Origin of the sequence: Pseudomonas sp. PDM25, from assembly GCF_019219045.1 — a bacterium.
Taxonomy (GTDB): Bacteria; Pseudomonadota; Gammaproteobacteria; order Pseudomonadales; family Pseudomonadaceae; genus Aquipseudomonas.
Genome location: NZ_JAHUWL010000011.1, coordinates 19846 through 39339 on the forward strand (window position 1 = coordinate 19846; position 19494 = coordinate 39339).

The 19494-nt window shown below is 59.1% G+C and carries 17 protein-coding genes; 11 read left to right on the plus strand and 6 right to left on the minus strand.

Going from position 1 to position 19494, the window contains the following annotated elements; translation table 11 throughout:
- Window positions 1–135: 135 nt before the first annotated feature.
- The 8 genes from KW848_RS20710 to KW848_RS20745 all read left to right on the plus strand — a co-directional run bounded on the left by KW848_RS20710 (window position 136) and on the right by KW848_RS20745 (window position 10145).
- Window positions 136–1050: a LysR family transcriptional regulator gene (locus KW848_RS20710; protein ID WP_008151654.1), complete on the plus strand. Its 915-nt coding sequence runs from the start codon at window positions 136–138 to the stop codon at window positions 1048–1050.
- Window positions 1051–1150: 100 nt separating this feature from the next.
- The gene (locus KW848_RS20715) at window positions 1151–2638 is read left to right on the plus strand and encodes a gamma-aminobutyraldehyde dehydrogenase (protein WP_111451393.1); all 1488 of its coding nucleotides are present in this window, start codon (window positions 1151–1153) and stop codon (window positions 2636–2638) included.
- An 82-nt stretch (window positions 2639–2720) separates the two neighbouring features.
- Window positions 2721–3872 carry a putative ABC transporter substrate-binding protein YdcS gene (gene ydcS / locus KW848_RS20720; RefSeq protein ID WP_111451392.1) on the plus strand — a complete coding sequence of 384 codons (1152 nt, stop codon included), beginning with the start codon at window positions 2721–2723 and terminating at the stop codon, window positions 3870–3872.
- Window positions 3873–4033: 161 nt separating this feature from the next.
- Window positions 4034–5071 carry an ABC transporter ATP-binding protein gene (locus KW848_RS20725; protein ID WP_111451391.1) on the plus strand — a complete coding sequence of 346 codons (1038 nt, stop codon included), beginning with the start codon at window positions 4034–4036 and terminating at the stop codon, window positions 5069–5071.
- Window position 5072: 1 nt separating this feature from the next.
- A complete protein-coding gene (locus tag KW848_RS20730; protein WP_111451390.1) occupies window positions 5073–6020 on the plus strand; it encodes an ABC transporter permease in 948 nt (315 codons plus the stop codon).
- Window positions 6010–6852, plus strand: coding sequence for an ABC transporter permease (locus KW848_RS20735; RefSeq protein ID WP_111451389.1), 843 nt, complete (start codon window positions 6010–6012; stop codon window positions 6850–6852). Before KW848_RS20730 ends, KW848_RS20735 begins: the two co-directional genes overlap by 11 nt.
- A 157-nt stretch (window positions 6853–7009) precedes the next feature.
- Window positions 7010–8434 carry a gamma-aminobutyraldehyde dehydrogenase gene (locus tag KW848_RS20740; RefSeq protein WP_218537925.1) on the plus strand — a complete coding sequence of 475 codons (1425 nt, stop codon included), beginning with the start codon at window positions 7010–7012 and terminating at the stop codon, window positions 8432–8434.
- Between the two features lie 226 nt (window positions 8435–8660).
- Window positions 8661–10145, plus strand: coding sequence for an APC family permease (locus tag KW848_RS20745; RefSeq protein ID WP_218537926.1), 1485 nt, complete (start codon window positions 8661–8663; stop codon window positions 10143–10145).
- Window positions 10146–10189: 44 nt separating this feature from the next.
- Here the strand turns inward: KW848_RS20745 and KW848_RS20750 are convergent, their stop codons facing one another.
- The gene (locus KW848_RS20750) at window positions 10190–10816 is read right to left on the minus strand and encodes an RloB family protein (protein WP_218537927.1); all 627 of its coding nucleotides are present in this window, start codon (window positions 10814–10816) and stop codon (window positions 10190–10192) included.
- Window positions 10817–10818: 2 nt separating this feature from the next.
- Window positions 10819–12072: an ATP/GTP-binding protein gene (locus KW848_RS20755; RefSeq protein WP_218537928.1), complete on the minus strand. Its 1254-nt coding sequence runs from the start codon at window positions 12070–12072 to the stop codon at window positions 10819–10821.
- Between the two features lie 438 nt (window positions 12073–12510).
- On the opposite strand from KW848_RS20755, the gene KW848_RS20760 reads away from it, so the two are divergent.
- Window positions 12511–13017, plus strand: coding sequence for a Bro-N domain-containing protein (locus tag KW848_RS20760; RefSeq protein ID WP_218537929.1), 507 nt, complete (start codon window positions 12511–12513; stop codon window positions 13015–13017).
- 53 nt (window positions 13018–13070) lie between these two features.
- On the plus strand, window positions 13071–13316 hold the full coding sequence (locus KW848_RS20765) for a hypothetical protein (RefSeq protein ID WP_218537930.1): 246 nt from the start codon (window positions 13071–13073) through the stop codon (window positions 13314–13316).
- 10 nt (window positions 13317–13326) lie between these two features.
- On the opposite strand, the gene KW848_RS20770 is transcribed toward KW848_RS20765, so the two are convergent.
- Window positions 13327–13512, minus strand: coding sequence for a hypothetical protein (locus KW848_RS20770; protein ID WP_111451415.1), 186 nt, complete (start codon window positions 13510–13512; stop codon window positions 13327–13329).
- A gap of 391 nt (window positions 13513–13903) precedes the next feature.
- Here KW848_RS20770 and KW848_RS20775 point away from each other — a divergent pair, with 391 nt between their 5' ends.
- A complete protein-coding gene (locus tag KW848_RS20775) occupies window positions 13904–15529 on the plus strand; it encodes a glucan biosynthesis protein D (RefSeq protein ID WP_218537931.1) in 1626 nt (541 codons plus the stop codon).
- A gap of 209 nt (window positions 15530–15738) precedes the next feature.
- Here the strand turns inward: KW848_RS20775 and KW848_RS20780 are convergent, their stop codons facing one another.
- The 3 genes from KW848_RS20780 to KW848_RS20790 form a co-directional block, all read right to left on the minus strand.
- On the minus strand, window positions 15739–16845 hold the full coding sequence (locus tag KW848_RS20780) for an NADH:flavin oxidoreductase/NADH oxidase (protein WP_218537932.1): 1107 nt from the start codon (window positions 16843–16845) through the stop codon (window positions 15739–15741).
- Between the two features lie 279 nt (window positions 16846–17124).
- Window positions 17125–18834, minus strand: coding sequence for a single-stranded-DNA-specific exonuclease RecJ (gene recJ / locus KW848_RS20785; protein WP_218537933.1), 1710 nt, complete (start codon window positions 18832–18834; stop codon window positions 17125–17127).
- Window positions 18835–18900: 66 nt separating this feature from the next.
- Window positions 18901–19443, minus strand: coding sequence for a YaeQ family protein (locus KW848_RS20790; protein WP_007897614.1), 543 nt, complete (start codon window positions 19441–19443; stop codon window positions 18901–18903).
- Window positions 19444–19494: the final 51 nt, after the last annotated feature.

The window sequence follows — 19494 nt, forward strand, 5'->3', positions numbered from 1 at the left end:
TCGAAAGTGCCCGGCATTCGGGGGCGAGAGTGCTTCGAGATGTTGCGTAGCGCCGCTCAGCCGACCGCAACCCTTCAGAAAAATGGATATACACTCAAGCAAATCTATAAAAACCGCCCACCGGGTACTTTCTCCATGATGACCTTGCGTCAGATCCGTCACTTCATCGCCGTGGCCGAGACCGGCTCGATCTCCGCCGCCGCACAAACCGCGTTTATTTCCCAATCGACACTGACCCTGGCGATCCAGCAACTGGAGCAGGAAATCGGCGTCGGCCTGTTTAACCGCCACGCCAAGGGCATGACGCTGACCCACCAGGGCCACCAATTCCTACGCCAGGCGCACCTGATTCTGGCGACGGTGGACAACGCCAAACGCAGCCTGCAGCAGAGTACCGATCAAGTCGCCGGGCAGTTGATCATCGGTGTGACCAGCCTGGTGGCGGGTTATTACCTCGCAGACTTGCTCACCCGTTTCCAGCGCGCCTACCCCAACGTCGAAATCCGGGTGATGGAGGACGAGCGCCCTTACATCGAGCATTTGCTGGTCAGCGGCGAGATCGATGTTGGCGTGCTGATCCTCTCCAACCTCGAAGACCGCCACGCCTTGCAGACCGAAGTGCTGACCCACTCGCCCCATCGGCTGTGGCTGCCAGCCCAGCATCCGCTGCTGGAACACGACAGCATCAACCTCGCCGACGTGGCCCGTGAGCCGTTGATTCAGCTGAACGTCGATGAAATGGACCGCAACGCCCAGCGCATGTGGACAGCGGCCTCCCTACAACCGCGCATAACCTTGAGAACAGCGTCGACGGAAGCGGTGCGAAGCCTGGTGGCAGCGGGTTTGGGCGTGTCGATCCAGCCCGACATGACTTATCGCCCATGGTCACTGGAGGGCGACATCATCGAAGCGCGGCCGATTGCCGACCTGAGCCAGACCCTCGACGTCGGCCTGGCCTGGCGTCGGGGCACCGCGCGCCCAGCGCTGGTGGACCCATTTCTGACCGTCGCCCGCGAGCAGCCCCACGGCGGGCGCAAGCCATCTATTTAATCGAACGCCACCTTCAGTATTTAGTATTTGTCGACCTCGGGTGCGGCGCCTAGTCTTGGTACATCTATAAGACGGCCGCGCCCCAGTCACAGGGAGCAGCATGGCCACACAAGAAAAGAGAACCCGAAAAATGGCTGGCGCACAGACCCCGTTGTTCACCGCGTTGTTGATCGATGGCGAATTGGTCGCGGGCCAGGGGTTTGTCGAACCGATCCTCAACCCGGCCACCGGGGAAGTGCTGACGCACATCGCCGAAGCCAGCACCGAGCAAGTCGAAGCCGCGATCCTCGGCGCCCACCGCGCCTTTGCCGGTTGGTCGCGGACCACACCGCAACAACGCTCGAACCTGTTGCTGGACATCGCCAACGCCATCGAAAAACAAGCCGACCTCCTCGCCCGCCTCGAATCCCTGAACTGTGGCAAACCGTTGCACCTGGCGCGTCAGGATGACTTGAGCGCGACGGTCGATGTGTTCCGCTTCTTTGCCGGCGCCGTGCGTTGCCAGACTGGCCAGCTCAGCGGCGAATACCTGCCGGGCTACACCAGCATGGTTCGCCGCGATCCGATTGGTGTGGTGGCCTCGATTGCGCCGTGGAACTACCCGATCATGATGGCCGCGTGGAAAATCGCCCCGGCCCTGGCCGCCGGCAACACACTGGTGTTCAAGCCGTCCGAACACACGCCGCTGTCGATTCTGGCCCTGGCGCCCGCGCTGGCCGAGATCCTGCCGCGCGGGGTGATCAACATCATTTGCGGTGGCGGTGAAGGCGTCGGCAGCCACTTGGTCAGTCATCCTAAAGTGCGCATGGTGTCGTTGACCGGCGATATCGTCACCGGGCAAAAAATCCTGCAAGCCGCGGCGAAAACCCTGAAACGCACTCACCTCGAACTCGGCGGCAAGGCGCCGGTGATCGTCTGCAACGATGCGGACATTCAAGCCGTGGTCGAAGGCGTGCGCACTTATGGCTACTACAACGCCGGCCAGGACTGCACCGCGGCCTGCCGCATTTATGCACAGGCCGGGATTCATGACCGCTTGGTGGCCGAACTCGGCGCAGCGGTCAGCAGCCTGCGGTTTGCCGGCAAGCGCGACGCCGACAACGAGATCGGCCCGCTGATCAGCACCCGCCAGCGTGATCGCGTGGCCAGTTTCGTCGAGCGCGCCCTCGGCCAGCCGCACATCGAACGAGTGACCGGCGCGGCAGTGCATTCCGGTGCCGGCTTCTATTACCAGCCAACCTTGCTGGCCGGTTGCAAGCAGACTGATGAGATCGTCCAGCGCGAAGTGTTCGGGCCGGTGGTCACCGTGACCCGTTTCGATCAGCTCGAACAAGCCGTGGACTGGGCCAACGACTCGGAATACGGCCTCGCCTCCTCGGTCTGGACCCAGAACCTCGACAAGGCGATGCAGGTGGCAGCGCGCTTGCAGTACGGCTGCACCTGGATCAACAGCCATTTCATGCTGGTCAGCGAAATGCCCCACGGCGGCCTGAAGCGTTCGGGCTACGGCAAAGACTTATCCAGCGATTCGCTCCAGGACTACAGCGTGGTGCGGCACATCATGGCCCGTCACGGCCAGCATCTCTGACTACGCTTATAACAAGCCGCTAACGGCCTGCTTCACCACGTTCAAAACTGCCCCGACCATAATTAAAGAAGAGGGAAACCCCATGTTCGTGCACAAGACCGCACTGCTCAGTGCAATCACCACCGCGCTGCTGGCCAGTGCCAGTATCCAGGCCGCCGAACCGTTGAAAGCCGTCGGTGCCGGCGAAGGTCAACTGGATATTGTGGCCTGGCCTGGCTACATCGAACGTGGCGAAAGCGACAAGGCCTACGACTGGGTCACCGGCTTCGAAAAGGAAACCGGCTGCAAGATCAACGTCAAGACTGCCGCCACTTCCGATGAGATGGTCAGCCTGATGTCCAAGGGCGGTTACGACCTGGTGACTGCATCCGGCGACGCCTCCCTGCGGTTGATCGCCGGCAAGCGTGTGCAGCCGATCAACACGGCGTTGATCCCGAACTGGAAGAACATCGACCCTCGACTCAAGGATGGCCCGTGGTACGTCGTCAATAAACAAACCTACGGCACCCCGTACCAATGGGGCCCGAACGTATTGATGTACAACACCAATATCTTCAAAACGGCGCCGGACAGCTGGAGCGTGGTGTTCGAAGAGCAAACCCTGCCGGACGGCAAGTCCAACAAGGGCCGGGTCCAGGCCTACGACGGCCCGATCTACATCGCCGATGCGGCGCTTTATCTCAAATCGAAACAGCCGGAACTGGGCATCAAAGACCCGTACCAGCTCAACGAAGCGCAATACAAAGCGGCGCTGGATCTGCTCCGCAAGCAACAGCCCTTGATCCACCGCTACTGGCATGACGCAACGGTCCAGATGAGCGACGTCAAAAACGAAGGCGTCGCGGCGTCCAGCACCTGGGGCTACATGGTCAACGGCCTGGTGGCGGACAAGCAGCCGGTTGCCTCGGTCATTCCAAAAGAAGGTGCAACGGGGTGGGCCGACACCACCATGTTGCACGCCGAAGCCAAGCACCCGAATTGCGCCTACAAGTGGATGGACTGGTCGCTGCAACCGAAAGTCCAGGGTGACCTGGCGGCCTGGTTCGGTTCGCTGCCGTCGGTTCCGGCGGGGTGCAAGGAGAGCGAATTGCTCGGCGCCGAGGGTTGCAAAACCAACGGTTACGATCAATTCGACAATTTGGCCTTCTGGAAAACCCCGCAGGCTGAAGGCGGCAAGTTCGTGCCGTACAGCCGCTGGACCCAGGACTACATCGCGATCATGGGCGGCCGTTAACCCCTGTTGAGACCGATCGTTCCCACGCTCCGCGTGGGAATGCATCACCGGACGCTCCGCGTCCATTCGCGCAAAGGTGACGCAGAGCGTCACGGGCTGCATTCCCACGCAGAGCGTGGGAACGATCATCACCAGCCTTCGATTTTTTGGAGCACCGCACCATGACGCTTGCAGTCCAGTTCACCAACGTTTCCCGTCAGTTCGGCGAAGTGAAGGCCGTTGACCGGGTTTCCATCGATATCCAGGACGGCGAGTTCTTTTCCATGCTGGGCCCTTCCGGTTCGGGCAAAACCACCTGTCTGCGCCTGATCGCCGGTTTCGAACAACCGAGTGCTGGCTCTATCCGTATTCACGGCTTAGAGGCCGCCGGGCTGCCGCCGTATCAGCGTGACGTGAACACCGTGTTCCAGGATTACGCGTTGTTTCCGCACATGAACGTACTCGACAACGTCGCCTACGGTTTGAAAGTCAAAGGCGTCGGCAAAACCGAACGCCAGAAACGCGCCGAAGAAGCCCTCGACATGGTCGCCCTCGGCGGCTACGGCGAGCGCAAACCGGTGCAACTGTCCGGCGGCCAACGCCAGCGTGTGGCCCTGGCCCGCGCCCTGGTCAATCGTCCGCGCGTGCTGCTGCTCGATGAACCCTTGGGCGCGCTCGATTTAAAACTGCGCGAGCAAATGCAGGGTGAACTGAAGAAGCTGCAACGCCAGCTCGGCATCACCTTCATCTTCGTCACCCACGACCAGACCGAAGCCCTGTCGATGTCGGATCGCGTGGCGGTGTTCAACAAAGGGCGCATCGAGCAGGTCGATACCCCGCGCAACCTCTACATGAAACCGGCTACAACCTTTGTCGCCGAATTCGTCGGCACCTCCAACGTGATTCGCGGCGACCTGGCGAAACAATTGAGTGGCAATCCACAGCCGTTTTCGATTCGCCCGGAACACGTGCGTTTTGCTGAAGGACCGTTGGCCAGTCATGAAATCGAAGTCAGCGGTTTGCTCCATGACATTCAGTACCAGGGCAGCGCCACGCGCTATGAACTGAAACTGGAAAACGGCCAGACCCTGAACATCAGCCAGGCCAACGTCCAGTGGCTGGACGTCAGCGCGCAACATCAGACCGGACAACGCATCAGCGCACGCTGGGCACGGGAAGCGATGATCCCGCTGCACGACAACGTTATCGGCGGGGTGTGAGATGAACAGCGTGGCGCTCCCTCAAACCCCGGCCGGCGGCTCGCCGTTGCGCAGGTTTTCCAACCTGCTGTATCGCCGGCCGAATTTTTACCTGTCGCTGCTGCTAGTGCCGCCGCTGCTGTGGTTCGGCGCGATCTACCTCGGCTCGCTGCTGGTTCTGCTGTGGCAAGGCTTCTACACCTTCGATGACTTCACCATGGCGGTCACGCCCGACCTGACCCTGGCGAACTTCGCGGCCCTGTTCCAGCCGTCGAACTTCGACATCATCCTGCGCACCTTGAGCATGGCCGTCGTCGTGTCGATCGCCAGCGCCATCGTCGCGTTCCCGATCGCCTACTACATGGCGCGCTACACCACCGGCAAAACCAAGGCGTTTTTCTACATCGCGGTGATGATGCCGATGTGGGCCAGTTACATCGTCAAGGCGTATGCCTGGACCTTGCTGCTGGCCAAGGGCGGCGTGGCGCAATGGTTCGTTCAACACCTGGGTCTTGAGCCGGTTTTGCAATTCGTTTTGGGGATTCCGGGCGTCGGCGGCAGCACCTTGTCGACCTCGCACCTGGGCCGGTTCATGGTGTTCGTCTACATCTGGCTGCCGTTCATGATCCTGCCGATTCAGGCCTCGCTGGAACGTCTGCCGCCGTCCTTGCTGCAAGCCTCGGCCGACCTCGGCGCCACGCCGCGACAGACTTTCATGCAAGTGACTTTGCCGCTGTCGATTCCGGGCATCGCGGCCGGTTCGATCTTCACCTTTTCGCTGACCCTGGGCGACTTCATCGTGCCGCAACTGGTGGGCCCGCCGGGCTACTTCGTCGGCAGCATGGTGTACGCCCAGCAAGGCGCGATCGGCAACATGCCGATGGCCGCGGCCTTCACGTTGGTGCCGATTGTGTTGATCGCCATTTACCTGACTATCGTGAAACGACTGGGGGCCTTCGATGCGCTCTGATGCAAAAAAACCAGCGCCGGAAACCCACGGGGAGAAAGCCTCACTTGGCTTGCGCATCGCGGCCTGGGGCGGGTTGCTGTTTCTTCACTTTCCGATCCTGATCATCTTCCTGTACGCCTTCAACACTGAAGACGCGGCGTTCAGTTTTCCGCCTAAAGGCTTCACGTTGAAGTGGATCGGCGTGGCGTTCTTGCGACCCGACGTGCTGGAAGCGATCAAGCTGTCGCTGCAAATTGCCTCCGTCGCGACGTTGATTGCGCTGGTCCTCGGCACGCTGGCATCGGCGGCGTTGTACCGCCGGGATTTCTTCGGCAAGCAAGGCATCTCGCTGATGCTGATCCTGCCGATTGCCTTGCCGGGGATCATCACCGGCATCGCGTTGCTGGCGACCTTCAAGACACTGGGGATCGAGCCGGGAATGTTCACCATCATCGTCGGTCACGCGACCTTCTGTGTGGTGATCGTCTACAACAACGTCATCGCCCGCTTGCGTCGCACTTCTCACAGTTTGATCGAGGCCTCGATGGACCTCGGCGCCGACGGCTGGCAGACCTTTCGCTACATCGTCCTGCCGAACCTCGGCTCGGCCTTGCTGGCCGGCGGCATGTTGGCGTTCGCCCTGTCGTTCGACGAAATCATCGTCACCACCTTCACCGCTGGCCATGAACGCACCCTGCCGCTGTGGCTGCTTAACCAGCTCAGCCGCCCACGGGATGTGCCAGTGACCAACGTCGTCGCGATGCTGGTGATGATGGTGACCATGCTGCCGATCCTCGGCGCCTATTACCTGACCCGTGGCGGCGAAAGCGTTGCGGGCAGTGGCGGGAAATAACGAACAACGACTACCCCCTGTAGGAACCGGTTCAAATGTGGGAGCGGGCTTGCTCGCGAAAGCGGTGTATCAGACAACATCAATGTTGAATGTGATGGCCTCTTCGCGAGCAAGCCCGCTCCCACAAGAAAACAACACTTTCGAAAAGGACAAAGCCATGCAAACCAAACTCTTGATCAATGGCCAACTGATCGACGGCGAAGGCCCCGCCCAACCGGTGTTCAACCCGGCCCTCGGTCGTGTGCTGGTGGAAATCAACGAAGCCAGTGAAGCCCAGGTCGATGCCGCCGTGCGTGCCGCCGACAGCGCCTTCGAAAGCTGGTCGCAAACCACGCCGAAAGAACGTTCGCTGCTGCTGCTCAAACTCGCCGACGCCATTGAAACCCACGGCGAAGAGCTGGCCAAACTGGAATCGGACAACTGCGGCAAGCCTTACAGTGCTGCACTGAACGACGAGATCCCGGCGATTGCCGACGTGTTCCGTTTCTTCGCCGGCGCCAGCCGTTGCATGAGCGGTTCAGCGGGCGGTGAATACCTGCACGGCCACACCTCGATGATCCGCCGCGACCCGGTCGGCGTGATCGCGTCCATCGCACCGTGGAACTACCCGCTGATGATGGTCGCCTGGAAAATCGCCCCGGCCCTCGCCGCGGGTAATACCGTGGTGCTCAAGCCGTCGGAACAAACCCCGCTGACCGCGCTGCGTCTGGCGGAACTGGCGTCGGAGATTTTCCCGGCCGGCGTGCTGAACCTGGTGTTCGGTCGTGGTCCTACGGTTGGTCATCCATTGGTCACACACCCGAAAGTGCGCATGGTCTCGCTGACCGGTTCGATCGCCACCGGTTCGAACATCATTTCCAGCACCGCCGACAGCGTCAAACGCATGCACATGGAACTGGGCGGCAAGGCCCCGGTGATCATCTTCGACGACGCTGACATCGACGCCGCCGTGGAAGGCATTCGCACCTTCGGTTTCTACAACGCCGGCCAGGACTGCACCGCCGCCTGCCGCATCTACGCGCAGGAAGGCATCTACGACAAATTCGTCGAGAAGCTCGGCGAAGCGGTCAGCAGCATCAAGTACGGCGTGCAGGATGATCCGTCGACCGAACTGGGCCCGCTGATCACCGCGCAACATCGCGACCGCGTGGCCGGGTTTGTCGAGCGTGCCTTGGCGCAGCCGCATATCCGATTGATCACTGGCGGCAAGGCTGTTGAAGGCAATGGCTTCTTCTTCGAACCGACGGTGTTGGCCGACGCGCAACAGGACGATGAAATCGTCCGTCGCGAAGTGTTCGGGCCGGTGGTGTCGGTGACCAAGTTCGCCGATGAAGCGCAGGTGCTGGGCTGGGCCAACGATTCGAACTACGGCCTGGCGTCGTCGGTGTGGACCTCGGACGTCGGTCGTGCGCATCGCTTGTCCGCACGCTTGCAGTACGGCTGCACCTGGGTGAATACACACTTCATGCTGGTCAGCGAAATGCCGCACGGCGGTCAGAAACTGTCCGGTTATGGCAAGGACATGTCCATGTACGGGCTGGAGGACTACACCGTCGTTCGGCATGTGATGTTCAAGCACTAAAAGCTTCGCGAGCAAGCCCGCTCCCACAGGGGAATGCATTCCAAATGTGGGAGCGGGCTTGCTCGCGAAGGCGTCACCGCTACGTCAAGGAAGAAACCGGCACCAAGCACCACCAGGCTCCACCCCAGACAACCAAAACAATAACCACCGATCCGGGCAGCGCCGTCATGGCCCTGTCACGGTTTCGGACATCCGAAATCTGCCGATTTTCCGGAGTTAACACACCATGAGTGCATCACCCGAACTCTCCGCAGCCGTTGCCGACAGCGATGCCGAGCAACTGCGCAAGCTGGGTTACACCTCAAACTTCAATCGCAGCATGAGCCTGTGGGAAAACTTCGCCCTGGGCTTCACTTATCTCTCTCCGGTCGTAGGGGTTTATACCCTGTTCGGCCTGTGCCTCGCCGCCGGTGGGCCTCCGATGTTCTGGGCTTATTTGCTGGTCGGATGCGGCCAGTTGCTGGTGTGCCTGATCTTCGGTGAAGTGGTCTCGCAGTTCCCGATTTCCGGCGGCGTGTACCCGTGGGCTCGTCGCTTGGTGGGCAAGCGCTGGGCGTGGATGGTCGGCTGGATCTACTCCATCGCCCTGTGCGTCACCATCGCCGCCGTTGCGGTGGGCGCCGGTCCGTACCTGGCCGCGATGATGGGCTTTGAACCGAACAACAACACCAACATCGTCATCGCACTGTTCCTGACGCTGTTCGCCACCCTGGTCAACCTCAGCGGTACCAAAGTGCTGGCGCGGATCGCCATGTTCGGCTTCCTCTGCGAGCTGGTCGGCGCAGTGATCGTCGGCGTTTACCTGCTGATTTTCGAACGTCATCAATCGATCAGTGTGTTGTTCAACACCTTCGATATCAGCATCGACGGCTCGTATCTGCCGGCGTTCCTCACCGCCTCACTGGCCGGGATGTTCCTGTATTACGGCTTCGAGGCTTGCGGCGACGTGGCCGAAGAAACCCCGAACCCGAGCAAGCAAATCCCGGTGGCCATGCGCATGACCATCTACATCGGCGGCATCGCGGCGATGTTCGCCTGCCTGGCGCTGATCCTCGCCGTGCCAGACATGCAAGCCGTCATCAATGGCACCGACAAGGACCCGGTCACCACCATCCTCAACAACGCCTTTGGCCCGGTCGGTTCGAAAGTGGTGATGGGCGTGGTGATGATTTCCTTCATCTCCTGCGTCATCAGCCTGCAAGCCGCGGCGAGTCGTCTGCTGTATTCCTACGCACGGGATGAAATGGTCATCGGCAGCTCACTGCTGAAGAAGATTTCCCCTACGACCCAGGTTCCGGTTGCGGCACTGTTCGTGTCCGGCGTCCTGCCGGCGCTGATCATTGTGCTGGGCTTCTTCCTGCAGGATGCGGTGGCAACCATCGTCAGCTTCGCGGCCATCGGCATCTACCTGGCATTCCAGATGATCGTGCTCGCGGCGCTTTACGCACGTATGAAAGGCTGGAAACCGAGCGGCAAATTCACCCTCGGCACCTGGGGCTGGGCCGTGAACATCGGCGCGCTGGTCTATGGCGTCAGCGCGATCATCAACATGGCCTGGCCGCGCACGCCGGATGCGGCGTGGTACATCAACTACGCGATGGTGTTGAGTACTGCGATCGTGATTGGGTTGGGGTTGATTTACATGTGGCTGGCCAAGCCGTATGACCATGGGACTGCGCCTGCGGGGGATGCTTGGAAGGTTAGTCGGTAAGGGTACTTACCCAGCCCGCAGCGATGCGGGCTGGGTTTGAGGTGTTAGATCAGTAGGGGTTTGGAGAGAATTTCGAATTCGTCCATCAGCAGATGGATTTCGGTGCTGGGGTTGGGTTCGCCGCTGATAGCGACGTCCTCGATAATCTTTGGTGCTAAATCTCTCGCCCTTTGGAATGGCTGACCTAAAAGTTGTGCGAAATAGTTGGTGTCTTCGCCTTTCTCGTACTTATCCATGCTGGGTTTCTCTCTGAGGCTCTTGGCCACCAAGTCGCCTGGAGAGTGCTTTCCAACCGCTCGAAAAGGCTTTCGATTAAAACCGAAGTGCAGAAGCAGCCAAAACTCAAAACAGGGGTACGAAGCGATGACTTTGATTTTCGGATGAGGCCTCGCCAGATTTATTGCTCGTTCAAAACACAGATGTGTATCGCGATCCAATGCACAAAAAACCTTGTCGAAGCATTTCTGGCGGGCTATTGCTGTTTCAACAATGCCGCTTGGGTGTGTGACGCCACAGTGGGCAATTTCCACTTGAGCTTTGGCGCGAAAATGAAATGCAGCCTCCTCCAGATATCGTTTTCCTGACTTGCTGTCTTCACAGAGGATCAACACTTTGGGTTGAGGCCTGAACCGAGGTGCCTTTCGATCAAATTGCCGTATCGAACGCGCCATGATCAACCCCGCCTTATCAGTGGCAACCCGCGATAACGACCTTCAAAGTAGCGTTTCTCAACATCCTCCCCTTCCCGTCCTTCAAAGTCGTAAACAGAAAAAAGGCAGGTTGCACCGTTAGCGTCTCTTTCGGTGATCCAGAACTGATCGCGCCGAAGCGCTTTGGCGTTCATCAGATGAGTGTCGTGAGTGGTAAAGATCAGTTGAGTATCCAACCCACCGTCCAGGTGCTTCTCAATCAAGTCCGCGACGATTGAGGGATGAAGACTGCTGTCCAACTCATCGACAGAAAGTATCCCGCTACCATCGGCGTGATTGATCATGAACCAGGGCAGCCAGAATCCAATCAGGTTTTTCGTACCGTCGGATTCCTCGGAAAAATCAAACTCAGCGGTACCTAAAAAGCTCGTATGTGTGAGGGTTACTTTGTCTTTTTGGGCGGCGGCGAAGAACTCTTTCAGTGTGAGTTTTTTGGTGCGTTGAACAGACTCTGCGTCTTCGGTATTGAGCCGGATCGCTGACACCGGGATATCCACTTCCTTTAGAAAGTCTCGTAAATCATGTGTGTAATCCGAGGCCATCCGAAGAAATCTGATGGACGCTGCTGACAGCCCCATCATGTTGTTCTGCTCAATAACGAGTAGACCGGTTTGAAACCAGCTAAACGGCCCCCGCAACTGAGTCAACTCTTCACTACTGTTCGCAACCGCCTGCGAAATAAACAACATCTTGGGGCTCGTCAGACGCCGCCAGGCGTTGTGCACCTCTTTGCCACCCTCGAGGCTTGAGCCAAAAACATAATGCTCCCCCTCATCTACAAAGCGACGCGAATACAACAGCGTTTCCTTACCTTTGGGATAGGAATCCAATTGTTCCTCGACAATTCGCTGCACAGTCATGCGCAGAACAAACCGATATCGGACCCCGCGTTGAATGAAGTTGTACTCAAAAGAACTGGGTTCGTTTTGAAGTTGCGGGTCAAAACGAAATGGAGAGACAGGTAGCGGCTCATCATTTGATGTAGGTATCGAAGCGAGCAAACTCCCCATGACCCCCATTGCCCGGATAAGCGAAGACTTACCGGATGCGTTCGGTCCGTAAATCGCCGCCACTTTCAATAAATCAGGCAGCTTTTCTCCATTTACGATGGGTGTGAACACGTTGCGCTTTTTGCTCAAGCGCGGCGTCGCAGCCATGGACAGGGTTTGCTTGTCACGGAAGGAGCGATAATTGGAAACTGAAAATTCGATCAACATGTAGCAAACCTGCAGTTCGTTCCTGAATGCGGGAAAAACTATAGGAAAAACCACGGCTGTGACGCTGCTTGACTGCACTTCAGGCAAAAACAGGAAATTCCTACAGATCGAACCTTCCGGCATAGACACCGATTCCTACAGCATGCGGCGCCAAGGTAGACTTGGCGCCGCGAGCGCCTGAACGATAGGCTTCACCTCGTCGCTGCCAAATCAGCGACCCGGGGTCGAAGCCGGGAAATTTCAAAACGGTGCTTACGCGCCCCCATAGAATTGAGGCAGTTTCATGTCTTCAGCTCTGATTTATGGCGGGCCGTGTGGCGCGGGCCTTCCGGCTTCCGTTTTGATTGGAAGTGTCCCGACTTCGAACGCCACTCGGTCCGCCACCCAACCTGTCGAAGGGTTGGTGGCGACTTTCCTACTCAAAACGGAAGTCACTTCATGTCAGCACACGCTCAAAACTCGCTTCTACCTTACTTCTCCCCAACCATCTTCACCCGCCACAACCGCTTCCTCCACGCCTTCATGCAGGACAACCAAGCCTGGTTCTGCGTCCAGGACCTCGGTCGCTTGATGGGCCGCCCGATGGACCAACGCCTCACCCTGAAACTCGATCCCGATCAGCGCCAATATGTCTGGATGCTGAAGAATGGCAAAACGGTCGAATCACTGATGGTCAGCGAATCAGGAATGTATGCCCTTCTGGTGCACCATTTCGTCCCGGAAAATCGAAACCTGCGCCAATGGCTGAGCAACGAAGTCATACCTTCGCTGCGTGAGTCGAAAGCGACATCTGTGGATAACATTCCAAGCCTGAGTTCGTTGCAGTGGGCCGGGATCTCGGTGCCGCTGCTGCATTGGCAGCATCAGGCCTGGATCAAATGGCGGGACATGCCTGATCTGATGCAGGCACAACGGCCGTTCACGATCATGGGCACTTGCAGTTGAAGGCGGGATGAATAAATGAAAAAGGGGCAGACTTCATAGTCTGCCCCTTTGGTTTGAATAGCCCCGTTCAATCTCCCGCAAGAGCAATCCGCACCCGTGAGCAACCGCGCATCACCAGCCAAAGCGTCACTGAAGTGATTCCAAGTGATAGCGCCTTTTCAGAAAAGTATCTGCGACAAACCATTGAGCAAAAAAATATCGCGGCTCGCCGCCAAGCAATCCAGGAAGGCATCATCGACGCCGATGCTGGCAAGCTGACCCGCCTGGCCACCGTAAAAGCCAAATGGCTTTCACGGTAACCATCCTCGGTCAAAACCGCGAAACACTCCTCATCGCCTCCACCAGATACCGCATCGCAATCTGGTCGCTTTCCGACAGCTCCCGATAGCGTTCCAACAATTTCATCTCGTCCGAGCTGACCCGACGCCTTCGGCGCGCACTGGTCAGGCAAGGAAGGATTCCCAGCAACTGGGTGATGCCTTGTACTTTCGTCATGGACGATGTCCTTCTATAAGCCCGAGAAAACTTCAAAAACCGCATCGCCCTCTCCTTTTTGTAGTCGCCGGCCTGAAGGGCAGAGGTCGGTCATGAACACAGAATAGGAACTATCGCGGCGGTGAAAAGCGATTTTTAGAGTAATTAGTCAAAAAAAGCAGAAATGCCCTATAAATCAGAAAGTACTGTCGGAAAACTTAACCGACATTTCTTGTTTCATTGCCACGAAGCCAAAGTGCTACCAATCATTTTTTCTCCGTAACCGAACGGTTTAAGCTATTTGTTATCTGTTTAATGTCCGTTGCGTTTGGCCGAAGGCATGTCCGAACCTTTATTTTTGATCCAGCACGTGCCAGGAACGGCGCGGGATTGTTCACGACAGGTTGAACTTATGCACCGCAGGAATTTGCTCAAAGCATCCATGGCCATCGCTGCCTACACCGGATTATCAGCCACCGGTCTGCTGGCTTCGCGGGCCTGGGCCGGCACCGGCGCGGCGGATGGCGAGGCTCAGGCATTCGACTTCGAAGCGCTGAAAATCCAGGCCAAGCAGCTCGCCGGCAATCGCTATCAGGACACCAAGCAGGTGTTGCCGCCAACCCTGGCGACCATGACACCGCAGAACTTTAACGCGATCCGCTACGACGGCAACCACTCGCTGTGGAATGACCTCAATGGTCAGCTGGATGTGCAGTTTTTCCACGTGGGCATGGGTTTCAAGCAGCCGGTGCGCATGTACAGCGTCGACCCCAAGACGCGTCAGGCGCGGGAGGTGCATTTCCGCCCGTCCCTGTTCAACTATGAAAAAACCACGGTCGATACCAAACAGCTCACGGGCGACCTGGGGTTTTCCGGGTTCAAGCTGTTCAAGGCCCCGGAGCTGGACCAGCACGACGTGCTGTCCTTCCTCGGCGCCAGCTATTTCCGTGCGGTCGATGCCTCAGGCCAGTACGGTCTGTCGGCACGCGGCCTGGCGATCGATACCTATGCCAAGAAGCGTGAAGAATTCCCGGATTTCACCAAGTTCTGGTTCGAGACCCCGGACAAGGACAGCACCCGTTTCGTGGTCTACGCCCTGCTGGATTCACCGAGCGCCACCGGTGCCTACCGTTTCGATATCGATTGTCAGGCCAGCCAGGTCGTCATGGGCATCGATGCCCACATCAATGCGCGCACTGCCATCGAACAACTGGGCATCGCGCCGATGACCAGCATGTTCAGCTGCGGCACCCATGAACGGCGCATGTGCGACACGATTCACCCGCAAATCCACGATTCTGATCGCCTGGCCATGTGGCGCGGCAACGGCGAGTGGATCTGCCGCCCGCTGAACAACCCGGCCACCCTGCAATTCAACGCCTTCGCCGACACCGACCCGAAAGGTTTCGGTCTGGTGCAGACCGATCATGAGTTCGACAGCTATCAAGACACCGTCGACTGGTACAGCAAGCGTCCGAGCCTGTGGGTAGAACCTACGACCGCGTGGGGTGAAGGCTCTATCGATCTGATGGAAATTCCTACGACCGGCGAAACCCTGGATAACATCGTCGCATTCTGGACCCCGAAAAAACCGGTCGCAGCCGGCGACTCACTGAACTACGGCTACAAGCTGTACTGGAGCGCCCTGCCACCGGTCGGCACGCCGTTGGCGCGGGTCAACGCCACTCGTTCGGGCATGGGCGGCTTCATCGAAGGCTGGGCCCCCGGCGAGCATTACCCGCAGGTTTGGGCTCGACGGTTTGCCGTGGACTTCACCGGAGGCGGTCTGGATCGCTTGCCGGAAGGCGCTGGGATCGAGCCGGTGGTCACGTGCTCGAATGGGCAGGTCAAGGATTTCAACGTGCTGGTGCTGGATGACATCAAGGGTTACCGCATTACCTTTGACTGGTACCCGACCAATGACAGCGTGGCTCCGGTTGAGCTGCGACTGTTCATTCGCACCAATGACCGGACGTTGAGTGAGACCTGGTTGTACCAGTATTTCCCGCCGGCGCCTGAGAAGCGTAAGTACACCTGAGGGTAATTGGTTGTCTGGGCGGGCCTCTTCGCGGGCAAGCCCGCTCCCACAAGGATCGGCGGTGTCGCACAAAATGAGTGAACTCCACTACACCCCTGTGGGAGCGGGCTTGCCCGCGAAGACGGCCGAACAGGCAACAAACACTCCTGCACAGAAACGCAAAAGCCCCGATCACAACGACCGGGGCTTTTTGGTTTTTACAGCATCAATCAGTCGCGCAAATCCGACTCATGAATCGGCTGTTCACGATGGGTGGCCCGCTGATACTGCGCTGGCCAGATGGCCTTGCGTCCCCCCAGGTCATCATCGGCATGCAGCGGCCAGTACGGATCACGCAACAGCTCACGGGCGAGAAAGATGATGTCAGCCTGGCAGGTACGCAGAATGTGCTCGGCCTGTGCCGGCTCGGTGATCATTCCTACCGTGCCGGTGGCAATACCTGACTCTTTGCGCACACGTTCAGCGAAGCGGGTCTGATACCCGGGACCTGTAGGAATCTCGGCGTTGGCCGCCGTACCGCCCGACGAGACGTCAATCAGGTCTACGCCCAACGCATGGAGGCGTCGCGCCAGCTCCACGGTTTCATCCGGGTTCCAGCCGTCTTCCACCCAATCGGTGGCCGACACCCGCACGAACAGCGGTAGCTCTTCAGGCCACACTGCACGCACCGCTTCGGTGACTTGCAGCACCAGCCGGATGCGATTCTCGAACGAACCACCATATTGATCGCGCCGCTGATTGCTCAGGGGCGAAAGAAACTGATGCAACAGATAACCGTGGGCGGCGTGTATTTCCACCACTTTGAAACCGGCGGTCAGCGCTCGCTTGGCCGAAGCGACAAAGGCCTGAATGACCTCAGCGATCTCGCCATCATCGAGCTGCCTGGGATGGGTGTGCTGCGGGTCGAAAGCAATCGGTGAAGGGCCCACCGGCACCCAGCCACCGTCTTCGGGTTTGACGCTGCCATGTTTGCCGATCCACGGCCGATGGGTACTGGCCTTGCGCCCGGCGTGAGCCAACTGAATGCCGGCCACAGCGCCTTGCGCCGCAATGAAGCGCGTGATGCGTTGCAACGGTTCGATCTGTTCATCGTTCCACAGGCCGAGGTCCTCGGCGGTGATGCGCCCATCGGCCGTGACCGCCGTGGCTTCGGTAAACACCAGGCCGGCGCCGCCGACAGCGCGGCTGCCGAGGTGGACCAGGTGCCAGTCATTGGCCAGCCCATCAACGCTGGAGTACTGGCACATCGGCGATACCGCAATGCGGTTGAGCAGGGTCAATTGGCGAAGGGTATAGGGTTCAAGCAGCAGACTCATGGGGCACCTCTCGAATCAGTGGGCAGGCTCCAGGGTTCTGTTTGAAAGTCGACGAGTGACAGGAAAAAGGTGCAGCACCCGCCCCCGCGGGCAAAAAATTCGACAAGACGTCACAAGGATAATCAAGCAGTGCTTAGAGACTAGTCGACATCGGAGGATGAGGGCGGGTTCCGGGGAAATTTGGCGTGAGGGAGATCGCCTTCGCGAGCAAGCCCGCTCCCACATGGGGTCTGTGCTGTTCACAAAACCTATGTGGGAGCGGGCTTGCTCGCGAAGAGTTCAACGCGGTTCGATGTGGGCAATCATCAACTGCACCGTCTCGTTGCCACGGAACTCGTTGAGGTCGAGTTTGTAGGCCAATTCCACCCGCTTGATGGTTGGATTCGGCCAGATGTCGCGATCGATTCCGAAGGCAATGCCATCCAGTTTTACCGAGCCACATTCACTCTTCAGCACCACTTTGAGGTGCCGCTCGCCGACCACTCGCTGCTCGACCAGCTGGAACACGCCGTGGAACAACGGCTCCGGGAAGTGCTGCCCCCAGGGTCCGGCATGACGCAGGGCGCGGGCCAGTTCCAGGTGGAATTCCTCGACCGCCAGCGTGCCGTCCGACAGCAATCGCCCGGTCAGGTCTTCTTCGCGTAATTGCCTACGCACTTCCGCGTCAAAGGCTTCGGCGAACAACGGAAAATTCGCTTCCGGCAGTGTCAGGCCGGCGGCCATCGCATGGCCGCCGTATTTGCTGATCAGATTCGGATGCCGCGCCGCCACCACGCTCAACGCGTCACGAATATGAAAACCCTGAACCGAACGCCCAGAGCCCTTGAGCAAGCCATCGCCGGCATCGGCAAAGGCAATGGTCGGACGGAAATAGCGATCTTTCATACGCGATGCGAGGATTCCGATGACACCTTGGTGCCACTCGGGATCGAACAGGCACAAGCCGAACGGCATCGACTCGACCGGCAAATCCTTCAGTTGAGCCAGCGCTTCACGCTGCATGCCCTGCTCAATGGATTTGCGGTCCTGGTTCATGCCGTCGAGTTGTGCGGCCATTTCACGCGCCAGACCAGCGTCTTCGGTGAGCAGGCATTCGATGCCCAGGCTCATGTCATCCAGACGTCCCGCCGCATTCAGGCGCGGGCCAACAATGAAACCCAGGTCGGTAGAGGTGATGCGCGTGTGGTCACGCTTGGCGACTTCGAGGATCGCCTTGATCCCCGGTCGCGCGCGCCCGGCGCGAATCCGCTCCAGGCCTTGGTGCACCAGAATCCGGTTGTTGGCATCCAGCGGTACCACGTCGGCGACGCTGCCCAGGGCCACAAGGTCCAGCAACTCGCCGATGTTCGGTTGCGGCTTGCTCTCGTACCAACCGAGGCTGCGCAAACGCGCACGCAAAGCCATCAGCACATAGAAAATCACCCCGACGCCGGCCAGCGCCTTGCTCGGAAACTCGCAACCCGGTTGGTTCGGATTGACGATGGCATCGGCCAACGGCAACTCGTCACCGGGCAAGTGGTGGTCGGTGACCAGCACCTGGAGTCCGGCCTTTTTCGCCGCCGCCACGCCTTCAACGCTGGAGATTCCGTTGTCCACGGTGATCAGCAACTGGGGTGTACGGGTCAGCGCCACTTCAACGATTTCCGGCGTCAGGCCGTAGCCGTACTCGAACCGGTTCGGCACCAAGTAGTCGACGTGCGCCGCGCCCAGCAGGCGCAAGCCCAACATGCCCACGGTGCTGGCCGTCGCCCCATCGGCGTCGAAGTCACCGACGATCAGAATCCGCTGACGCTGCTCCAGCGCCGTCACCAGCAAATCCACAGCCGCATCGATGCCTTTGAGTTGCTGGAACGGGATCAACCGCGCCAGGCTCTTGTCCAGTTCTGCCTCGGACAGCACGCCCCGCGCCGCGTACAGCCGGGTCAGCAGCGGCGGCAGATCACCGAGGAATGGCAGGGTGTCGGGCAACAGGCGAGGTTCGATGCGCATGGGGTGACAGGTGCTTCTCTTGAATACGTAGGATAAAACCGGATAACGCGGACCAGCAGCGAGTAATCAGCCGCGTTCGCCGCTCAGCCACTGCAACTGGACTTCATGCTGACCACGGTCGTCGGTGACGAAAATCGTCCCTTCGCTGATCATCACATCCCACTTGATAACCCGGGGCATGTCTTTGGCCAGGGTTTCCAGCACTTCCTGGGGAACAGCAGCGATGTGCACGTTTTTCAGGTTTTTGATCGCCGGGATCACTTTGGTCTCCCAGACGCGCAGGCTGCCATAGGCCAGCAGGCTGGTGCGCTCGGTGCGACGCGAGCACCAGGTCAGGCGATCGGCGTCTGGCTGGCCGACTTCGATCCAGTGCAGGACACGGTCGTCCAGGCTCTTTTCCCACAGGGCAGGTTCGTCCACGTCTGACAGACCGCGACCGAACGACAACTGCTCGTTGTACCAAAAGGCGTAGGCCAGCAGCCGCACGGTCATACGCTCTTCGGTCTCCGAAGGGTGACGGGCGATGGTCTGCTTCACGCTCTCGTACACGCTGCGGTCGAGGTCGGTAAGGTTCAGTTCAAACTTGTAGGTCGTGGACGGCTGGGCCATGAACGGGCTTCTTGATACGGGGAAAGGCGGCAAGTCTAACCGATGCGGTAG

What these genes read in the sequence shown, in the direction of transcription:
- KW848_RS20780 (WP_218537932.1), bottom strand. Translation starts at nt 16,845, where the DNA reads ATGAGTCTGCTGCTTGAACCCTATACCCTTCGCCAATTGACCCTGCTC.
- KW848_RS20755 (WP_218537928.1), bottom strand. Translation starts at nt 12,072, where the DNA reads ATGTTGATCGAATTTTCAGTTTCCAATTATCGCTCCTTCCGTGACAAG.
- KW848_RS20750 (WP_218537927.1), bottom strand. Translation starts at nt 10,816, where the DNA reads ATGGCGCGTTCGATACGGCAATTTGATCGAAAGGCACCTCGGTTCAGG.
- KW848_RS20710 (WP_008151654.1), top strand. Translation starts at nt 136, where the DNA reads ATGATGACCTTGCGTCAGATCCGTCACTTCATCGCCGTGGCCGAGACC.
- KW848_RS20745 (WP_218537926.1), top strand. Translation starts at nt 8,661, where the DNA reads ATGAGTGCATCACCCGAACTCTCCGCAGCCGTTGCCGACAGCGATGCC.
- KW848_RS20775 (WP_218537931.1), top strand. Translation starts at nt 13,904, where the DNA reads ATGCACCGCAGGAATTTGCTCAAAGCATCCATGGCCATCGCTGCCTAC.
- KW848_RS20760 (WP_218537929.1), top strand. Translation starts at nt 12,511, where the DNA reads ATGTCAGCACACGCTCAAAACTCGCTTCTACCTTACTTCTCCCCAACC.
- KW848_RS20790 (WP_007897614.1), bottom strand. Translation starts at nt 19,443, where the DNA reads ATGGCCCAGCCGTCCACGACCTACAAGTTTGAACTGAACCTTACCGAC.
- KW848_RS20730 (WP_111451390.1), top strand. Translation starts at nt 5,073, where the DNA reads ATGAACAGCGTGGCGCTCCCTCAAACCCCGGCCGGCGGCTCGCCGTTG.
- KW848_RS20715 (WP_111451393.1), top strand. Translation starts at nt 1,151, where the DNA reads ATGGCCACACAAGAAAAGAGAACCCGAAAAATGGCTGGCGCACAGACC.
- KW848_RS20740 (WP_218537925.1), top strand. Translation starts at nt 7,010, where the DNA reads ATGCAAACCAAACTCTTGATCAATGGCCAACTGATCGACGGCGAAGGC.
- recJ (WP_218537933.1), bottom strand. Translation starts at nt 18,834, where the DNA reads ATGCGCATCGAACCTCGCCTGTTGCCCGACACCCTGCCATTCCTCGGT.
- KW848_RS20770 (WP_111451415.1), bottom strand. Translation starts at nt 13,512, where the DNA reads ATGACGAAAGTACAAGGCATCACCCAGTTGCTGGGAATCCTTCCTTGC.
- KW848_RS20725 (WP_111451391.1), top strand. Translation starts at nt 4,034, where the DNA reads ATGACGCTTGCAGTCCAGTTCACCAACGTTTCCCGTCAGTTCGGCGAA.
- ydcS (WP_111451392.1), top strand. Translation starts at nt 2,721, where the DNA reads ATGTTCGTGCACAAGACCGCACTGCTCAGTGCAATCACCACCGCGCTG.
- KW848_RS20735 (WP_111451389.1), top strand. Translation starts at nt 6,010, where the DNA reads ATGCGCTCTGATGCAAAAAAACCAGCGCCGGAAACCCACGGGGAGAAA.